General features: G+C 41.6%; 14 protein-coding genes and 1 riboswitch. Of the genes, 11 read left to right on the forward strand and 3 right to left on the reverse strand.

Going from position 1 to position 20,557, the window contains the following annotated elements; all coding sequences use genetic code 11:
• Window positions 1–19: 19 nt before the first annotated feature.
• The 10 genes from ung (at window position 20) to IX83_RS03445 (ending at window position 14,207) form a co-directional block, all read left to right on the forward strand.
• Window positions 20–679: a uracil-DNA glycosylase gene (gene ung, locus IX83_RS03400; RefSeq protein WP_038499198.1), complete on the forward strand. Its 660-nt coding sequence runs from the start codon at window positions 20–22 to the stop codon at window positions 677–679.
• Between the two features lie 296 nt (window positions 680–975).
• Entirely contained in the window at window positions 976–1,722 is a 747-nt protein-coding gene (locus IX83_RS03405) for an electron transfer flavoprotein subunit beta/FixA family protein (RefSeq protein WP_038499200.1), read from the forward strand.
• On the forward strand, window positions 1,722–2,666 hold the full coding sequence (locus tag IX83_RS03410) for an electron transfer flavoprotein subunit alpha/FixB family protein (protein ID WP_038499203.1): 945 nt from the start codon (window positions 1,722–1,724) through the stop codon (window positions 2,664–2,666). Before IX83_RS03405 ends, IX83_RS03410 begins: the two co-directional genes overlap by 1 nt.
• 24 nt (window positions 2,667–2,690) lie before the next feature.
• Entirely contained in the window at window positions 2,691–4,127 is a 1,437-nt protein-coding gene (locus IX83_RS03415) for an L-serine ammonia-lyase (RefSeq protein ID WP_038499205.1), read from the forward strand.
• A gap of 189 nt (window positions 4,128–4,316) precedes the next feature.
• A riboswitch (TPP riboswitch) is annotated at window positions 4,317–4,411 on the forward strand.
• 94 nt (window positions 4,412–4,505) lie between these two features.
• Window positions 4,506–6,380 (forward strand): phosphomethylpyrimidine synthase ThiC, encoded by a 1,875-nt coding sequence (thiC, locus tag IX83_RS03420; RefSeq protein WP_038499208.1) that lies wholly within the window; start codon window positions 4,506–4,508, stop codon window positions 6,378–6,380.
• A 307-nt stretch (window positions 6,381–6,687) separates the two neighbouring features.
• Window positions 6,688–8,070, forward strand: a complete 1,383-nt coding sequence (gene trhP / locus IX83_RS03425) for a prephenate-dependent tRNA uridine(34) hydroxylase TrhP (protein WP_038499211.1) — start codon at window positions 6,688–6,690, stop codon at window positions 8,068–8,070.
• Window positions 8,071–8,277: 207 nt separating this feature from the next.
• The gene (gene ahpC, locus IX83_RS03430; RefSeq protein ID WP_038499214.1) at window positions 8,278–8,841 is read left to right on the forward strand and encodes an alkyl hydroperoxide reductase subunit C; all 564 of its coding nucleotides are present in this window, start codon (window positions 8,278–8,280) and stop codon (window positions 8,839–8,841) included.
• Window positions 8,842–8,929: 88 nt separating this feature from the next.
• The gene (gene ahpF, locus IX83_RS03435) at window positions 8,930–10,474 is read left to right on the forward strand and encodes an alkyl hydroperoxide reductase subunit F (RefSeq protein ID WP_038499217.1); all 1,545 of its coding nucleotides are present in this window, start codon (window positions 8,930–8,932) and stop codon (window positions 10,472–10,474) included.
• Window positions 10,475–10,702: 228 nt separating this feature from the next.
• On the forward strand, window positions 10,703–12,067 hold the full coding sequence (locus IX83_RS03440) for a PepSY-associated TM helix domain-containing protein (RefSeq protein WP_038499220.1): 1,365 nt from the start codon (window positions 10,703–10,705) through the stop codon (window positions 12,065–12,067).
• A gap of 739 nt (window positions 12,068–12,806) precedes the next feature.
• On the forward strand, window positions 12,807–14,207 hold the full coding sequence (locus IX83_RS03445; RefSeq protein ID WP_038499223.1) for a YadA family autotransporter adhesin: 1,401 nt from the start codon (window positions 12,807–12,809) through the stop codon (window positions 14,205–14,207).
• Window positions 14,208–14,263: 56 nt separating this feature from the next.
• Here the strand turns inward: IX83_RS03445 and IX83_RS03450 are convergent, their stop codons facing one another.
• The 3 genes from IX83_RS03450 to IX83_RS03460 form a co-directional block, all read right to left on the reverse strand.
• On the reverse strand, window positions 14,264–16,198 hold the full coding sequence (locus IX83_RS03450) for a MacB family efflux pump subunit (protein ID WP_038499226.1): 1,935 nt from the start codon (window positions 16,196–16,198) through the stop codon (window positions 14,264–14,266).
• A 21-nt stretch (window positions 16,199–16,219) separates the two neighbouring features.
• Window positions 16,220–17,389 carry an efflux RND transporter periplasmic adaptor subunit gene (locus IX83_RS03455; RefSeq protein ID WP_038499229.1) on the reverse strand — a complete coding sequence of 390 codons (1,170 nt, stop codon included), beginning with the start codon at window positions 17,387–17,389 and terminating at the stop codon, window positions 16,220–16,222.
• 326 nt (window positions 17,390–17,715) lie between these two features.
• On the reverse strand, window positions 17,716–18,444 hold the full coding sequence (locus IX83_RS03460; protein ID WP_038499232.1) for a 16S rRNA (uracil(1498)-N(3))-methyltransferase: 729 nt from the start codon (window positions 18,442–18,444) through the stop codon (window positions 17,716–17,718).
• Between the two features lie 91 nt (window positions 18,445–18,535).
• On the opposite strand from IX83_RS03460, the gene tkt reads away from it, so the two are divergent.
• The gene (tkt, locus tag IX83_RS03465) at window positions 18,536–20,554 is read left to right on the forward strand and encodes a transketolase (RefSeq protein WP_038499235.1); all 2,019 of its coding nucleotides are present in this window, start codon (window positions 18,536–18,538) and stop codon (window positions 20,552–20,554) included.
• Window positions 20,555–20,557 lie beyond the last annotated feature (3 nt).

A 20,557-nucleotide genomic window follows, 5' to 3' on the forward strand; every position in this document is an offset into this window, starting at 1 on the left:
TCTTTTCATTGAATAGACCGTGCAAAACTGGAACGACTTCATCTATCAAGAATCTCAACAAGATTACTATCGAGCATTGATGTCGAAAATCGATGAGGCACGTTTATCCCAAAAGGCCATTTTCCCTGAAATATCCCAAGTTTTTCATGCTTTTGAACTAACCCCTTTTGATAAAGTAAAGGTGGTGATTTTGGGTCAAGATCCTTATCATGGAGTGGGACAAGCCCATGGACTGGCGTTTTCAGTGAAACCCCATGTTCCCATTCCTCCCTCTTTGCAGAATATTTATAAAGAATTATCAGAAGATATATCAGGTTTCACGATTCCTGATCATGGTTGTTTGACGGATTGGGCAAAACAAGGCGTATTGTTGCTAAATGCTGTGTTGACGGTGGAACAAGATCGTGCGAATTCCCATGCTAACTGGGGTTGGGAAGTGTTTACGGATCATGTTATCGCAAGTTTGAATCGTGAAAGAGAGCATCTGGTCTTTGTTTTGTGGGGAAAGTACGCCCAGAAAAAGGGTCAAGTAATCGATGAAACGAAGCATTTGGTGATTCGTTCTGCCCATCCCTCGCCATTATCCGCTTATCGAGGTTTTTTTGGTTCTAAACCGTTTAGCCAAATTAATCAATACCTCGTATCACAAGGTATCTCGCCGATTAACTGGCAAATTTAATCGATTAATTATTTTTGAATACCTCAGAATCGGTGTCAAGTTAGTGTCGTTCTACATAGGAATCGTCTGAGTGATGTTATATAACATATGCATAGTGATTGCTAAGTACTTATGCCATGATGACTTTAACAGTTTTCTTTAAGATGGTGATTGAATAAAGGTATTGAAATACTGATAATGAGGCGATTGTCTGCCAAAAACAAACCTCTAATTGGACATAGCTGAAAAGACAGGTAAGAGTGTTCCTTGAATGTATTAAAATCTGTTAAAATTTGGCTTTATTTTGGAGGCGTTGAATGAAGGTTCTTGTGCCAGTAAAACGAGTAGTCGATTACAACATTAAGGTTTTGGCAAAAACGGACGGAACAGGTGTTGATATTGATAATGTGAAGATGTCAATGAATCCGTTTGATGAAATTGCTGTAGAAGAGGCAGTACGTCTAAAAGAAGCGGGAATTGTCACGGAAATTATTGCGGTAACGTGTGGCGTTGCCCAGTCCCAAGATCAGTTACGTCAGGCTTTAGGAATGGGGGCAGACAGAGGGATTCTTGTGCAAACAGATGAAACGTTGCAACCTTTGGCGGTGGCAAAATTACTTGCTAAAGTTGCTCAAGAAGAGGCGGTCGATTTGATTATCATGGGGAAACAAGCCATTGATGATGATGCCAACCAGACTGGACAAATGGTATCTGCCTTATTAGACTGGCCTCAAGCCACTTTTGCAGGTAAAGTGAGTGTAACAGGTAATACTGCAACGGTAGAACGTGAGATCGACGGCGGGACAGAAACGTTGTCCATGACCTTGCCAGCCGTGATTACTGCAGATTTGCGTTTGAATGAACCTCGTTTTGTGACCTTGCCAAACATCATGAAAGCGAAGAAAAAACCGATTGATGTAAAAGAAGCTAGTAGCTTAGGCGTGGATATCGCTCCTCGTCTAAAAGCGGTTAAATTTGCAGAACCACAGCCAAGAAAAGCGGGTATTAAAGTTAACTCCGTCGCTGAGTTAGTGGCTGAACTTAAAAAAGCAGAGGTGATTTAATGAGAACATTAGTGATTGCAGAGTTTGAAAAAGATCAGATTTCTTCTGCGACCTTGCATTGTGTGACCGCCGCTAAGCAGATTGCCGCTGAATGTGACGTGTTATTGATGGGTCATCAATTATCTGCGTTAAGTCAGCAAGTCGCTGCTATCGAGGGGGTGTCAAAGGTTTTCGTGGTGGATCATGAAAACTTTCAACATAGATTGGCTGAACAAGTATCTGCCCAAATTCTCGAGTTTCTTAAACAAAATGCGTCATATACGCATATTGTGTTTGCATCCAGCAGTTTTGGTAAAAATATTGCCCCTAGAGTCGCTGCAAAACTAGATGTTGCCCAAATTTCAGACGTAACTAAAGTGATAACTGCTCAAGAGTTTGAACATCCTATCTATGCAGGTAATGTGATAGAAACTGTTCAGACAACGGATTCTAAAGTAGTGTTGACAGTTCGTACGACAGCCTTCACTAAAGCAGGTTTGAATGGACAAGCCAGCGTGGAACATGTATCTGCTATCTCACCTGTTCGATCAGCGACTTTTGTATCACAACATATTCCTGTTAGCGATCGCCCTGATCTCAGTGCAGCTAAAGTAGTACTGAGTGGTGGCCGTGCATTAGGTAGTGCAGAACAGTTTAATGCTGTGTTGACACCGTTAGCGAATGTCTTAAATGCAGCAATTGGAGCCTCTAGAGCAGCCGTCGATGCAGGTTATGCACCGAATGATTTGCAAGTAGGCCAAACAGGTAAGATTGTGGCTCCAGAACTCTATATCGCAGTGGGTATTTCTGGTGCTATCCAGCATATAGCAGGCATGAAAGATTCAGGCTTTATCGTTGCGATTAACAAAGATCCTGATGCGCCTATCTTTAATATTGCTGATGTGGGATTAGTTGCTGATCTATTTGAGGCGGTACCTGCATTAACACAGGCATTATCGTCATAAAGCAAATTGAGGGTTTCATAAATAATGGACTATATTGGTGTTTTTGATATGTTCAAAATAGGTGTGGGACCCTCAAGTTCACATACCTTAGGTCCTTGGCGAGCGGCACAAGCTTTTGTGGCCGAGCTTAAACAGGCCAATATCATTGAACAAGTGCATCATGTGCGTGTCGATTTGTATGGTTCCTTGTCATTAACGGGGAAAGGCCATTCTACGGACATTGCGGTGATGTTGGGTTTGGAAGACTCAGATCCTGAAACGATTGATACAGCTTTGATTCCTAGTATCATTAATCGTATGCAGGTCCAAAACGAAATGTTGTTGGGAGCGGTCAAACAGATTCATTTCTACCCCGACAAAGATATTGTTTTTCATACAGACTTTTTGCCTTTTCATGCTAACGGTATTACGTTTACTGCATGGAACGAAGAAGAGGTTGTTTTATATACCAGTACCTTTTATTCTATCGGTGGCGGTTTTATTGTCAAAGAAACTCCTGCAGATGAACCCAATACGGTGCCATTAGAGTCCGTAGAGGTGCCTTATCCGATTTACAGTGCCAAAGATTTATTACGTTTTTGCAAAGAAACGGGTAAGTCTATTTCGCAGATTGTTTATGAAAACGAGCTGTGCTTGAGAACGGCAGAAGAAATAGATCGTGATTTGGACAAAATCTGGAAAACGATGTTGGACTGTGCCTTTATTGGTTGTCACACGAGTGGTGTTTTGCCAGGTGGCTTAAATGTTCATCGACGTGCGTATGATATTCATCAACGTTTAATGGGTGAACATTATCAGTGGAGTGTTGATTCGGATGATTGGATTGCCAAAATTCGTGCTACACCCGTGCATTTTAGACAGATTTTTAAATGGGTTTCTTGTTTTGCCATGGCGGTCAATGAGGTTAATGCTTCATTAGGACGTGTGGTAACCGCTCCGACCAATGGTAGTGCAGGCGTGATTCCAGCGGTGTTGTTGTACTATATGACCATTGACAATCATCAAGCTACTAAAGCCGATATTCGCAAAGCTTTGATGGTGGCGGCGGTTATTGGAAGTTTGTTTAAACGAAGTGCGACTATCTCCGCCGCAATGGGAGGTTGTCAAGCTGAAATTGGCGTATCTTCTGGTATGGCAGCTGCAGCATTGTGTGAGTTAATGGGAGGTAGTCCCGATCAGGTATTGATTGCCGCCGAAGTGGCCGTGGAACATCATTTAGGATTAACCTGTGATCCGATTGCAGGGTTGGTGCAAGTTCCGTGTATCGAACGTAATTCCATGGGGGCTATCAAAGCGATCAATGCGGCAGAACTGGCGATTGAAACGGATCCTACTAAGACAAAAGTTCCTTTGGACAAGGTGGTGGCGACTTTGTGGCAAACGGCTCAAGATATGAATACAAAATATAAAGAAACCTCAGAAGCAGGATTGGCCGTGGCGGTTAGTATCGCGGATTGTTAAACGTTTTTTAAACAGATAGTCATTTACGAGAATATCCTCAATTATCAATAAGCATATTTCGTCAACACATCACGTTTATTAAATTAAGGTGTGTTGACGTTAGCTGAACTTCTTGAGACAAGGGGTTATAAGATTCAGAAAAAATAAGTGCTGATTTACTTTCTATATATTTCATGATTTAATAAGTGGTAAGTGAAACAGAGGTGCTAAGGTAACTTGGCTGAGAAATACTCTTAATACCCGATCAGATTAGGATCTGCGTGGGGAGTTTCAACAGGTATCTATCCCTCGTCACGACAACAGGCTAATCATTTAATAGCTTAGATTGATTAAATAGATTAGCGTTTTTTTGATGATTGACTAAAAAAGGAGGGATCGATGTCAAAAAAAGATTTGTATGTATCGTCTGAATTAGCGTCTTTAAGCCAAGAGATTGGTATCAGTTTTAAGTATCCACAATCGCAGAAACATTATCGTCAGGGAAGTCGCCCAGATATTAAAGTGCCTTATCGTCTTATTTCCCAAAGTCCAACGGTGACTCAAGACGGTCAGACATTAGAAAACCCGCCTATTCCTGTTTATGACACCAGTGGTTATTATGGTGATGCGGAAGCAAAAATTGATTTAAAAGCTGGGTTGCCTAAAATCCGTGAACAATGGATTGAAGATAGAGGGGATACTGAGAAGCTATCTGGATTAAGTAGTGAATACGGGCGACAAAGAGCTTTTGACCCAAAAACAGAACATCTTCGATTTAATCATATTACGCGTCCACGTCGTGCTAAGCCTGGCAAAAATGTGACGCAAATGCATTACGCTCGTCAAGGAATTATTACGCCTGAGATGGAGTATGTGGCGTTACGAGAGCAGATGAATTTATCTGAAATTTATCGAGATCCGCGATATGCCTCGCTCATTAAACAGCATCCAGGTGAGGATTTTGGGGCAAGCATACCCAAACATCCAGATGAGATTACGCCTGAATTTGTTCGCCAAGAAGTTGCGGCGGGACGTGCGATTATTCCCGCCAACATCAATCACAGTGAATTGGAACCGATGATTATTGGGCGTAACTTTTCTGTGAAGATTAACGGTAATTTGGGTAATTCGGCCGTGACATCGAGTTTGACTCAAGAAGTCGAAAAAATGGTTTGGTCTTTGCGTTGGGGGGCAGATACGATTATGGATTTGTCCACAGGAGCGAATATCCATGAAACGCGTGAATGGATTATTAGAAATGCACCTGTACCGATTGGAACCGTGCCTATTTATCAGGCATTAGAAAAGGTAGGGGGGATTGCTCAGGATTTAAGTTGGCCACTGTTTAGAGATACCTTGATCGAGCAAGCCGAGCAAGGAGTGGATTACTTTACGATTCATGCAGGCGTACGATTAGCGTATGTGCCGTTGACTGCAGATAGAGTGACTGGAATTGTTTCAAGAGGCGGCTCCATCATGGCAAAATGGTGTCTTTCTCATCACCAAGAGAATTTTTTATACACGCATTTTGATGAAATTTGTGAAATTATGAAAGCCTATGACGTGGCCTTTTCATTAGGTGATGGACTAAGACCGGGATGTATTGCTGATAGTAATGATGAGGCCCAGTTTGGTGAGTTATATACCTTGGGTGAACTGACGAAAAAAGCTTGGGAGCATGATGTTCAAGTGATGATTGAGGGGCCAGGACATGTGCCACTACAACGCGTCAAAGCGAATGTGGACAAAGAATTGGCACATTGTTATGAAGCTCCTTTTTATACCTTGGGGCCTTTGGTAACGGATATCGCACCAGCTTATGACCATATTACCAGTGCAATTGGTGCTACGAATATCGCTTGGTACGGTACAGCGATGTTGTGTTATGTGACCCCCAAAGAGCATTTGGGATTGCCTGATAAAGAGGATGTCAGAACAGGAATTATTACTTATAAAGTCGCTGCTCATGCGGCAGATTTGGCCAAAGCTTGGCCCGGATCTCAAATAAGAGATAATGCCTTATCTAAAGCACGTTTTGAGTTTCGTTGGCGAGATCAGTTTAATTTAAGTTTGGATCCTGAAAAGGCAGAAAGTTATCATGATGAGACCTTGCCTGCAGAGGGAGCGAAAATTGCTCATTTTTGCTCAATGTGTGGACCTAAATTTTGTTCGATGAAAATTACACAAGAAGTCAGAGATTATGCAAACCAACAAGCGGGTATGCAAGAAAAATCTGTTGAGTTTGTGAAAAAAGGGGCTAAGCTTTATCAATAATTTGGATTTAGTGCATCAAGTAATATTTCTCGACAAGATCGTGGGTGGATGACTTAACCGTTCACCCACTTTTTTTATAAGACATGACGTATCAAGGTCATGCAATCGTGCCAGAACGAATAAACCTCTTTATCATCACTTTAAAGATGAGTAAAACATGCTTTGCTGCGATAGGAAATGATGGGGACAAAAGGTGGTGTATCAAGGTCATGCAAGGATGATAAAAGAAATAGGGAAGTTAAAGCGGTGGCAAGTTAGGATGACAGTGTTGTAAAATAAAAGATTATTTTGTGATGTTGGATTGTGAATGAAATCTCCTGAATTATTATTGCCAGCCGGTGGGTTGGAGCGTATGAGAGCAGCGTTTGATTTTGGTGCGGATGCAGTTTATGCTGGACAGCCTCGCTATTCGTTGCGTGCTAGAAATAATGAGTTTGTCCGTTTAGAAAAATTAAAAGAAGGAATCGATGAAGCTCATGCTCGTGGTAAGAAATTTTTCTTGGCAAGTAATATTTTGCCCCATAACTCAAAGTTAAAAACGTATCTGGATGATTTGGTGCCAGTGATGGAGCTAAAGCCAGATGCGTTGATTATGGCCGATCCTGGCTTGATTATGAAAGTGAAAGAACGTTTCCCAGAAGCTGAGATTCACTTATCGGTTCAAGCGAATACCACGAACTATTGGGGCGTTCAGTTTTGGCAGAAAATGGGCATTTCTCGTGTGATTTTGTCGCGTGAATTATCGATTGATGAAATCGCCGAAATCCGCCAAGAGTGTCCCGATATCGAGTTAGAAGTCTTTGTGCATGGGGCTTTGTGTATTGCTTATTCTGGGCGTTGTTTGTTATCAGGTTATTTTAACCAAAGAGATCCTAACCAAGGTACCTGTACGAATTCTTGTCGTTGGGATTATAAGCTTCATCCCGCAGCAGAAAGTGATGCAGGGGATGCGATTCCCTACCAAGCATTAGATGGATTTGACTTTGATAAAGCAAGGGAAGAAGCTAATGCTAGTTTTGCAGCGTGTGGTGGGGCACCACGACATCCTGCGGCAGATCAGGTTTATTTGTTAGAAGAAGGCAATCGTCCAGGGCAATATATGCCGATTATGGAAGATGAACATGGCACTTACATTATGAACTCTAAGGATTTGCGTGCGGTTGAGCAGGTAGAACGCTTAGTTAAAATAGGTGTGGATTCATTAAAAGTAGAGGGACGAACAAAGTCTTTATACTATGTGGCTCGTGTGGCTCAGGTTTATCGCCGTGCTATTGATGATGCGGTGGCTGGCCGACCATTTAACCCTGAGTTATTGTCTGACTTAGAGGGCTTGGCCAATCGTGGTTATACACCAGGATTCTTGGAAAGACACCAAACACAAGAATATCAGAACTATTTACATGGTTATTCCATTGCTCGTCGTAGTCAATATGCGGGTGTGGTACTGTCTGTTGATGAAGAGGGTTGGGCGACGATTGATGTGAAGAATCGTTTTGAATTGGGGGATAAATTAGAAGTGATTCACCCCTCAGGCAATATGATTCTTGAAGTCAAAGCCATGAAACTGGCCCAAGATAATTCAGATATGGAGATTGCACCAGGTAATGGTATCCAAGTTAAAGTGCCAGGTATGCAGGGCAAAAACGGTGCTTTAATTGCAAAATTATTATCTGCTCCACATCGTTGCTAATTATTAAAATCAATGATATACTAAACAGTAGGTTCAAGTGATATTATTTCACTTGCCTACTGCAACGCTTCTAGGATTAAGTTTTTATTCGTAGTAGATAAAAAATATTTATAACAACGATAGAAATAATAAATTTAACAAATAATAAAATCTGGGTTATACTTTTTTTAACTGTTAAAAAACTTTTTTTATAAGAGGAAGTGAACTATGTCATTAATTAACTCTCAACTTTTGCCTTTTAAAGTACAAGCTTTTAAACAAGGTGAATTTAAAACTGTTACAGAAAAAGACCTTTTAGGTAAATGGAGTGTCTTGTTCTTCTATCCAGCTGACTTTACTTTCGTTTGCCCAACTGAGCTAGAAGATTTGGCTGATAACTATGCTGAATTCCAAAAACTAGGCGTAGAAATTTATTCAGTTTCAACTGACACACATTTCTGCCACAAAGCTTGGCATGATCATTCTCCAGCGATCAAGAAAGTAAACTACACCATGTTGGCTGACCCAACACATGTACTTTCTCGTAACTTCAATGTATTGATCGAAGAAGAGGGTATTGCACTTCGTGGTACATTCTTGATTAACCCAGAAGGTCAAATTAAATTGGCTGAAGTGAACGATAACGGTATTGGTCGTGAAGCTGGCGAGTTATTGCGTAAAGTAAAAGCTGCTCAGTACATCGCGGCTCACCCAGGTGAAGTTTGCCCAGCTAAATGGAAAGAAGGTGCAGCGACACTTAAACCATCTTTGGATCTAGTTGGTAAGATCTAATTGTATTCAACTCCCTTTGAAAGTTTGGCATAGGCTTAATGCCTATGCCTTTTTTACCCCTATTTTCCTAGTCGATAAGGAGGATCAGATGTTAGATGAAGCGATTAAATTACAACTCAAAACCTATTTAGAACGCGTCAGTTTGCCCATTGAGTTGCAAGCAAACTTAGGATCGGATGAGAAGTCTGCAGAGTTAAAAACTTTATTAGAAGAAATTGCGACTTTAAGTGATAAAGTAACTTATAAAGAAGTGTCAACCTCTGGTCGTCAACCTGCGTTTTCTATTGTGCGTACGGGTACCGATATTGCCGTGACGTTTGCAGGTATTCCCATGGGACATGAGTTTTCATCCTTGGTGTTGGCCCTATTGCAAGTAGGAGGGTATCCTGCGAAATTATCTGACGAAGTGGTGCAACAGATTAAGAATTTACCTGGCGAGTATGTGTTTGAAACTTATTTCTCTTTGTCTTGCCAGAATTGTCCTGATGTCGTTCAAGCATTAAATGCGATGTCAGTTATTAATCCAAAAATTAAGCATGTCGCTATCGATGGTGCGTTGTTCCAAGATGAAGTAGAACGTTTGGAAATTATGTCTGTGCCAGCCGTTTATTTAAACGGTGAGTTGTTTGGTCAAGGACGTTCTAACGTTGAAGAGATTTTGGCTAAATTAGATACGGGTGCTGCTGATCGCAAAGCTCAAGAATTATCACAAAAAGAACCTTTTGATGTATTGGTTATTGGTGGCGGTCCATCTGGTTCAGCTGCGGCGGTGTATGCAGCTCGTAAAGGGATTCGTACTGGCGTGGTAGCTGAACGTTTTGGAGGTCAAGTTCAAGACACGAATGATATTGAAAACTTTATTTCTGTATTGAAAACAGAAGGGCCTCATTTAGCCAGTGCCTTAGAAGAACATGTCCGTTCATATGGCGTGGATATTATGAATATGCAACGTGCGGCCAAACTTATCCCAGGTGAGCAGGACATTACAGTAGAGTTAGAAAGCGGGGCGACATTAAAAGCTAAATCCGTGATTCTTTCAACAGGGGCACGTTGGCGTAATATGAATGTGCCTGGCGAAGAGGAATATCGTACAAAAGGTGTGGCTTATTGTCCGCATTGTGATGGTCCTTTGTTCAAAGGCAAAGATGTTGCGGTCATTGGTGGTGGTAACTCAGGCGTGGAAGCAGCCATTGACTTGGCAGGTGTGGTGAAACACGTGACCTTGATTGAACGTAACCCACAATTACGTGCCGATGAGGTATTACAACGTAAACTTCGCAGTTTAGAGAATGTGACCATCATCACTAATGGTGCTACTTTGGAGGTGCATGGCGATGGTAAGAAAGTCAATGGATTAAGTTACCAAGACCTTGAAACTGAAGAAGTGAAACGTTTAGACTTAGAGGGTATCTTTGTACAAATTGGTTTGGTGCCTAATACCGAGTGGTTAAAAGGTACGGTGGCATTAAGCAAGTTTGGTGAGATTGAAATTGATAATCGTTGCCATACCTCTGTGAAAGGTGTATTTGCGGCAGGTGATTGTACGACCGTGCCATATAAGCAAATCATTATTGCGATGGGAGAAGGTGCAAAAGCCTCTTTATCGGCGTTTGATCATTTGATTCGTTCATAATCATTCGTCCATAAATGCCCTCATGCAACTGTGATGGATTCGTCATGGTGAGCATGGGGGCTTTTTTTATGGGTGAAAAGTTTTTATATTCTTTCGTGATGAAGAACGACGGTGAGTGTGATGTTTTTTATGAGAAGTAGTCCTTGCACTGAGCATCAATAAGAAATAGTTCTTTATTTCATTCATTTATGTTAGGATGGTGGGGTTATCTTTTTTTGGAATCATCCCATGGATCAAAAAAGTGCGTGGATAATTTTTTGTCAACGTTTGCATCGTTATATTGGTGTGATCATCGCCCCCTTTATGTTATTGGTGGCGGTGACGGGGATATTGTATGTATGGAGTCCCCAAATTGAAAAAGTGGTTTATCACGACTTACTGTTTCAAGATAGTTTTGGCCAACCGACCTCTTTGGATGCCCAAGTGCGAGCAGCCATTCAGGTTTATCCTGAACTTGAGCGGTTGAAATCCATTCGTCCCGCTAGTGATCCACAGGGGACAACTCGTGTGATGTTTAGTTTTGATGGGGCATCATCAGGCGAAAGTTGGGCGGTTTTTGTGAATCCAATTACGTTGGACGTGCAAGGTCAGGCGGTGGTTTATGGAACCAGTGGAGCCTTGCCTTTGAGGAATTTTTTAAGTCAATTACACCGAAAACTTGGCTTATCCGAGTATATTCGTGCCTATAGTGAACTGGTCGCTTCTTGGTTGTGGATTGCCGTTATTTCAGGTGTTTTCTTGTACTGGGTAAGTCGTTCTCAATCATCAAAATTATTTAAACTCCACACCTTAGTGGGGCTAGTTTTTATTCCAGGTTTGTTGTTCTTTAGTGCTACCGGTTTAACCTGGTCAAAGTGGGCAGGTGACCACTTCTTTAGTGCTTTAAAAAGTTGGCATCAAAATCGACCTGCTTTATTAGTGGATATACCGCATGAAGATTCCTTATCAAACGAGCATCATGCCCCACTTGAAATGTCAGCAGAACAGCATTCATCATTTGATGGGAGTAAGCAGTGGTTATCAACTAGCCAGCATCCGATGGTTGAGATGTCGCCTGCAACGTATCAACCTTCATTTCAAGATGTGTTGAATGTGGCTCGACGAGCAGGTTTGACGGCTTCAAAAATTGAAATTCGCCCCTCACAATTACCCGAGAAAGCGTGGGTGGTCGCTGAAATCAATCGTTCTTTACCAATTCAAGTAGACGATATTGCTATTGATCCTTTAACAGGTAAGGTTGTGGCACAACGCCATTTTAAAGACTATCCGATACTCGCCAAAATCAGTATGTGGGGCGTGGATTTTCATATGGGGAATTGGGGACTGTGGAACCAAATTTTATTAACCTTAATATCATTGGCTTTGATTGCATTGATTTTATGCGGTTATCTGATGTGGTTGAAAAAACGATACCTACCCATTAGCAGTCGTACTCAGACCCTGCCTCAGATTTTTATGAAATTTAATCGTTTCAATCAATGTCTGTTATTCGTGTTTACGGTACTAATTGGTTGGGCAATGCCCGTTTTGGGGGTTAGTGTACTGTGCTTATTATGGGTAGAGTTTTATCTGATGTACCGTAAAAAGACATAAAACAATGCTTAACACGCACTATCTCCAGTAAATGGAGCAAAATATCTTAATGCACGACTGCCCAGCTGATAATATTCGATATCGAGTTTAGGGGTAAGATTCTTATCTCTTGCTCCTTCCTTGTAACCATATAGTTTTTCGATCTTATAAGCTATGAATCAAAATATCAATGTACTCAACCTTTTCGGGTACTTTGGGCATGAGGATGGTAAATGAATTTTACTGGTTAATAAATTTCGCAAGTATATACTTGCTAGGGTGAAAATAGATTTTTTTGTAAATCTGTATTGGGATAACGGAGACCTAAATTTTAAAAAGTTGTTTTTTTGCTACAAAAAATATTTCAACGCAAAAAAATGATAACTAAATGAAAAATGTTTTTCGGGAGGGCATGACTAATTATAAGAAAGCAACGATTGGTGTGGGTGCTTCTTATACTTGGTAATGACAAGTTAGTTAAATAAGTCAATAACGGGTTCCTTAGGAACCCGTTATTTATTCTCTGGCCAAGGCGGTAATAGGGTTTAGTCTCGCTGCATGATGAGATGGCATTTTTGGTTATATGCGTTTTTTTGCACACATATGTTTCAAATTTATTTCATTCAGAATAGCTTGCAACGTCAATGTTTCGCTGTGTTTGATTGGAAATGTATGTGGATTAACTGATTTGATGAGATGGCTTTAAATAAATTTTTACTGTAAACTTATAGAAATTTTTTGATGAAAAAAGGTGATAACGATGAAAAAAGTAAGTTTATATGGCATTGCATTATTAACATTGATTACCCCCCCCCCATTAGCTCATGCTGAAGATTGTAGTGGTCTGAATAAAGGCACTGGGCAAGGCTTGGCATGTGGTATGTTCTCCGAAGCAACTGACATTACAAATATTGCATTGGGACCATCTGCTGCAGCAACACAGGGTGGAGCTGTAGCTATTGGTATAAACTCTGAATCATCCGGTATAGGATCTGTTGCACTGGGTAGTTTTAGCAATAGTAATGGTATATTTACAATAGCTCTTGGTTCGGGGGCACAAACGCATAATAAAGATAAAACTACTGATACCTTTACTGTAGATGCTAAGAATAATTCAGTTGCTACTAAAACAGATGATGGCTATGTCATCACTTTTAAGGAGAGAGAGGTCGATGCGATGATTGCTGATCCCAACAGAGGTCCACAATATTCTTCAATTGCGCTTGGCGCAACGAGCCGAACTTATGGGGCGTCAGCCATTGCCATGGGAGGGTTTGCGACTGCTTATGGTCATCTTTCTACAGCGGTTGGTAATGTTGCTCAAACGGGTAGTGATGGTGCCAGTGCTTTTGGGGATCACAGCCAAGCGACTGGAAAATCTTCTCTTGCATTAGGTCGGTATGCTGTGGCTAAAACAGCTTATTCAGTGGCTTCAGGGTATAAAGCCAAAGCAGAAGGCGAACGTGCGATAGCCATGGGCGTAAATTCTCAATCTTCAGGAAGATATTCTACGGCGATTGGTGTGGATTCTAAAGCTTCTGGCGTACGTGCAGTTGCTTTAGGTACAACAGCTAAAGCTGAAAAAGAAAAATCAATGGCATTAGGTGATCAATCTACAGCAAATGCTAACAAAGCAACAGCGGTGGGCGCAGGTGCTTCTGCTACACATGAGAATTCTGTTGCTTTAGGTAGTGATTCAACTACGAAACAAGACAATTCCGTATCGGTAGGTTCTAACGCCAACGGTCAAGAAACCACTCGTACTATTACCAATGTAACAGCTGGTGAGAATGATACGGACGCCGTGAACGTGAGTCAGCTTAAAGAGTATGTATCTAATAACGGTGCTGCAGCTGTTGCACCACAATTAACCAATATTTCTAACCAAGTGGCAGGACTTAGTAATGCTGTAGATAAAAACCGTAAACAAGCTTCCTCAGGTATTGCGGCAGTTGCTGCTATGGCTAATATTCCCGTTCCTTCAGTGATTGGTAAAAATACAGTAGGAGTCGGTTTAGGTTATCATGATGGTCAGTCAGCATTAGCGATTGGTGCGGCTCGTTACTTTGAAAATCGTATTGCGGTTAAAGCCAGTATTGCAACCGGCATGACTAATCATAAGAAAGCAACGATTGGTGTGGGTGCTTCTTATACTTGGTAATGACAACAAAGTTAGCTAAATAAGTCAATAACGGGTTCCTAAGGAACCCGTTATTTTTATTCTCTGGCTAAGGCGGTAATTGGGTTTAGTCTCGCTGCATTGCGAGCTGGCATATAACCAAAGATTACGCCAATTAAGGTAGAACATAAGACTGCTGCAACGATGGAAAACGTTGAGAAAATCATTACAAATTCGCTACTGCTGGCATTGAAAATTCCGCCCACGATAAAGGAAAGTATAATTCCTGTAATACCGCCAATCAGACAAATCAATACCGCCTCCATCAGAAATTGTTGGAGAATGCTAGATTGTCTAGCTCCTATTGCCATTCGTACGCCAATTTCTTTGGTGCGTTCTGTTACCGACACCAACATAATATTCATCACGCCAATACCGCCTACAATCAGTGAAATCAAAGCGATGGATGAAATCAAAATTTTCATGGTATTGGTGGTATTTTCAATCGTTTGCTTAATCGTATCGGTGTTCATCACGAAAAAGTCTTTTTTGCCATGACGCATGGTCAGCAATTCAGTTAAGTTTTTCTCAGCTACTTGGCTATTGATATCATCCTTGACTTTCACGGTAATAGAATCAATATGACGATCGCCTGAGATTTTATTCATGGCAGTGGTGTAGGGGATCCAGATATTGAGGTAGTTGCTTTGCATCCCCATGTTGTTTTGGGTTTTGGCTACTCCAATAATACGTAATGGCTTTTTATTCACCATAATGACTTTGCCAATTGGGGAGACAGAGTGAAATACTTGCTGAAACGTATTTTGATCGATAACGGCTACTTGTTCGCTATGTTTCACTTGTTCTTGTGTAAAGAATTGTCCTTCGATGGATTGGATACCTTTAACATCAAAAAATTGAACGCCCACGCCTTTGATGTAAGCCGTATAGCTGTTACTACCGTAGGTGAGGGTGCCACTGACGGAGCTGTTAGGAGTGGAACTAACGATGTAACTTTGGCGAGCTAATATATCCGAATCAGCCACCGTTAGATTGCGTACCCGATCGGCACGACGGTCACCAAAGCCTTTACCATTCATGATGTCCATCGTGTTGGTGCCTAATGCACTAATGTTTGAGAGAATTTTTTGTTGTGATCCATTACCTAGGGCCACCACGCTAACGACTGACGTAATGCCAATGATAATGCCCAACATGGTGAGCAAAGAACGCAGCTTATGAGCAATAATGGCTTGAATCGACATTTTAAAAGACTCAAATAATTGGTCTTTATAAAATCGCCAAGTTCGTTTGGCTTGTTGAATCTCGACGGGTTTATCTACAATATCCGTGCTTTTGCTTTCATCGCGAATAATGGTGCCATCTTTGATTTCGATGACACGATTGGCGTACTCGGCAATTTGTTTGTCGTGGGTGACTAAAATAATGGTGTGACCCTCTGCATGGAGCTGTTGAATGATTTCCATCACGGTCTGACCACTGGCCGAATCTAATGCCCCCGTAGGTTCATCGGCTAGGATAATTTCGCCACCATTCATCAAGGCACGTGCAATACTGACGCGTTGTTGCTGACCACCTGATAACTGATTAGGTTTATTGTAAATCTTATCTTTTAAGCCAAGTTTATCTAATAGACTGATGGCCCGTTCATGACGAGATTTTTGATCCATGCCCGAATAAATAGCTGGTAAAGCCACGTTATCGGCAGCATTCAGCGTGGAAAGTAGGTTGTAGCGTTGGAAAATAAAGCCGAATTTTTTCTGTCTAAGATCAGAAAGTTCATCCGCATTAAAGTGGCTGATTTCTTTGCCATCAATCGTGTAAGAACCTGAATCAGCGGTATCCAGACAGCCAATAATATTCATCAAAGTGGATTTTCCTGAACCAGAGGTCCCTACAATCGCGACAAAATCTCCTTTTTTGATAGACAAATGAATATTCTTTAAGACATGCGTACGATTGTTATCAGAGCCAAAGTATTTATTGATGCCTTGTAGTTCAATAATGTTCATGATTGCTTAGCCTGAATAGAATTAAAGAATACGAGGTCCACGCATATTATTGCTGACGGTTTCACCCTCTGAAATCTGAGAAGAAATCACGCGTTCGCCCTCATTCAAACCAGAGGTAATTTCTGTATTCATATCATCATGAATACCTGTAGTGACTTCACGTTTCTCCACTTGATTGTCGGCCGTTAATACATTGACATAGGTTTTGTTACCTGATTTTTTCAAAGTCAATGTGGGTACATAAAGTGCATTTTCCGCTTGAGCAATGATAATCGTTGTTTGAGCGGTCATCCCAATACGTAATTTCATGTCTTCATTACTGACTAAAATATTGGCATAGTAATATACGGCATCGGTATCACTCACAGACTCGGTGTAGCTGTCATCAGTTAAAGTGGACAATGCAGGGTCAACCGAATAAATGGTGCTGTGATAGATACGGTCAGGGTCAGACAGAATATTGAAGTGAACAGGTAAACCTGCTGTAACTTTTGTAATATCGCCCTCTGAAATCTCAGCTTTAATCAGCATCTTGTCAAGATCGGCTACTTGAACAATCGTAGGGGTGCTTTGATTGGCGTTGACGGTTTGGCCCTCAGAAACAGGAATAGAAATGACGACACCGTCGATAGGAGAGGTGATTTTGGTATAGCCTAAATTAGTTGTAGCAGTGTTCACCTCGATTTCAGCCTGTTTGATATTCGCTTGAACCTCTGCGATACTGGCTTGTGCAGTGGCTAGGGTATTTTTAGCGGTATTTAAATCATCTAGTGTCGTCGCTTTCTTGGCATAGAGTGATTTAAGGCGATTGTAAGAAGACAACGCCACTTCATAGGCAGTTTCTTTTGCTTGTAACTGTGCTTTGTAAGAGTCTAGCTGGGCTTGAGCCGTATTTAAATTATTCTGTTGGGTGGTAGAATCGATTTCTGCAATGAGATCCCCTTTTTTCAAGGACTGCCCCAATGTAACATAAATTTTCTTTATCTGACCAGAGACTTGAGCACCTACTTCAACACGATTAGAACTGCGTACGGTACCGTTAGCAATCACCGTGTTTTCAATGCTACCTCGTTTTACAGGTTCGGTTAAATAAGTGATGGCGGGCGTTTTGCTCGCACTGATTAGATAAGCGACCAGTATAAAAACAACAAGAATACCTAAAAGAATAATAATACGTTTTTTGCTTAGCATAATGTAGATTGACTGATGGTTAACAAGTATTTGACTATCAAAGAATCTTAAAGTTTCGCACTATTTTAAACAAAATAATCTTAAAAAAATATTAAGACTGTGTCAGGGCAGCAGAAGTGCGAATAAATGAAAGAGGGGGAGGTAAATCAGCATTAATTTTCTGGATGAAGTATTACGCATGACGTTTTGTCACGGCAATAGCGTTGATTGTGCAAAAACGATGCAGTATGAGGTCATATAAAGGGCTAAGGTGGTAAGAGAATATTCCGATAAAGTGATTGCTTAACGGAAGATAAGCGTAAGGGCAACGAAAGATGTCGTAATGATTACATCCAATTTTTTAAAGTAAAGATGGCGGCACTAAAAGCCATGCCCGCTGTCTCGGTTCGTAAAACACGCTGTCCGTGCTGAAATAATACCGCTCCTTTGTCCGTTAAGGTTTGAATTTCTGATGAGGACCAGCCACCTTCGGGGCCGACACAGATAAAAATAGGCTGGTCGGTATGCGAGGCCAATACTTCATTCAAAGATAATGAGGCATAGGGGTGGGCGAGTAACACTAAGCTATTTTCAGGAAAACTAAGTGTATTCAATGTTTGTAGAGGTTGAAGTGACAAAAGTTGATTGCGTCCACATTGTTCACTGGCGGATTGGATGATGTTTTGCCATCGTTGCATGCGTTTTTCTAAACGATCGCCAGATAGTTGCAAAACACTGCGTTGTGCTTGGATAGGGATGATTTGGTGAACGCCTAATTCAACCGCTTTTTCAATGATCCAATCCATTTTCTCACTACTGGCTAATGCTTGCACTAAGGTTAAAGAGCCCTTTGTTTCTCGTTCAATCGCTTCAAACTCAAGCTGTGTGATGCAAGCATGTCCCCCTGAAAAGTCGATTTTGCCTTTCCATTGTCCCCCTTTACCATTGAATAAAATAACCTCATCGCCATTATGAAGACGCAATGCACGCATAGCATGATGACTAGCTTCTTTAGATAGCGTGACTTTTTCTTCTTGGTTTAATGAGATTGAGCAATAAAAACGTGGTGTTGCCATGATAAAGGGTTACAGTGTTAAAATGCTAAAGAATTTTAACATTCATATTTGACATCTTACGGTTTTTTGATACATTAAGTGAAAGGATACCATGAACCGAATTTCTAATGCCATCCGTGCCTTAACGATGGATGCTGTACAAAAGGCAAAATCAGGACACCCCGGTGCTCCTATGGGAATGGCCGAAATGGCCCAAGCTCTCTGGACGAAACATCTTCGTCATCACCCTAAAAACCCTAATTGGTATGATCGCGACCGTTTTGTTTTATCAAACGGTCATGGTTCGATGTTGTTGTATGCTTTATTGCATTTAACGGGCTATGACGTGAGTATAGACGATATTAAGGATTTTCGTCAGTTGCATTCTAAAACACCAGGCCACCCTGAAGTGGGGATCACAGCTGGTGTAGAAACAACGACAGGTCCATTGGGTCAAGGTATCACGAATGCCGTGGGTTTTGCTTTGGCAGAGTCTTTACTCGCACTAGAATTTAATAAACCAGGTCATGATATTGTTGATCACTATACCTATGCGTTTGTAGGTGATGGTTGCTTGATGGAGGGTGTCTCGCATGAGGCTTGTTCCTTAGCAGGTGCGTTGAAATTATCAAAGCTTATCGTTCTTTATGATGATAACGGTATCAGTATTGATGGTCAGGTATCGCCTTGGTTCAATGACGATACACCGAAACGTTTTGAAGCTTATGGCTGGAATGTGATCAGAAATGTAGATGGTCATGATGTTGATGCGGTGTCTGATGCGATTGAACAAGCTAAAGCAAATGCGAAAAAGCCCAATGCAGGACCGACTTTAATTTGCTGTAAAACAGTGATTGGTAAAGGTTCTCCAAATATGTCTGGCACGTCAAGTGTGCATGGGTCTCCTTTGGGTGAGGCAGAAATTCAAGCGACCCGCGAAGCGTTAGGCTGGGATTACGCAGCATTTGAGATCCCAGAAGATATCTATCAGGCTTGGTCTCAAGTCGAACGTGGTCAAGCTTTAGAAAATGAATGGAAAGTCAGTTTTGCACGTTACCAATCTTTATATCCTGAATTGGCAGCAGAATTTGAACGTCGTATGAAAGGCGAGTTGCCTGCTGATTTTGCTGAAAAAGCACAGGCGGCTTTGAAAGCTGTTGCTGAAAAAGCGGAAACGATTGCGACACGTAAAGCTTCTCAAAATGCAATTACCGCATTAGTAAGCATCTTGCCAGAAATGTTAGGCGGTTCAGCAGACTTAACTGGGTCTAACTTAACGGATTGGAAAGGGGCAGTGGCCGTACGTCCTGGCGTATTGGGTCGTCATATTAACTACGGGGTGCGTGAGTTTGGTATGGCCGCGATTATGAATGGTATTGCCTTACATGGTGGGTATCTGCCTTTTGGGGGGACATTCTTAACATTCTCAGATTATTCTCGCAATGCTATTCGTATGGCTGCTTTGATGAAACAGCGCGTGGTTCATGTCTTTACGCATGATTCTATCGGCTTGGGTGAGGACGGTCCGACCCATCAATCGGTAGAACACGCTGCTAGCTTACGTATCATTCCTAATTTGGATGTATGGCGCCCATGTGATAGCACAGAAACCATGGTTGCTTGGATTCAAGCGGTTTCTCGTCCAGAAAGCGTTGGTATGGACGTTAAAGAAGGTGGTCCAACCGCACTCTTGCTTTCTCGCCAAAACCTGCCTTTTGTGTCACGTACAGAAGAACAGCTGGCAGCAATCGCTCATGGGGCGTATGTCTTAAAAGAAACAGCAAACCCTAAAGTGGTTTTAATGGCGACTGGTTCAGAAGTTGAGATTGCATTAAAGGCTCAGCAATTATTGGAAGAAGAGGGAATTGGTTCACGTGTGGTTTCCATGCCTTGTACCAATGTATTTGATCGTCAATCACGCCAATACCAACAATCCATATTGCCTAAAGATTTGCCTAAAGTGGCGATTGAAGCGGGTGTGACAGATTTTTGGCGTAAATACGTAGGCATCGATGGAGCCGTGCTTGGCTTAGATCGTTATGGTGAGTCTGCACCAGCAGGGGTGTTATTTAAACATTTTGGTTTGACAGCAGAACATCTTGCTCAAACAGCCAAAGAACTGATTCATTAAGGA

It is taken from the genome of Basilea psittacipulmonis DSM 24701 (genome assembly GCF_000743945.1).
Classification (GTDB): Bacteria; Pseudomonadota; Gammaproteobacteria; order Burkholderiales; family Burkholderiaceae_B; genus Basilea; species Basilea psittacipulmonis.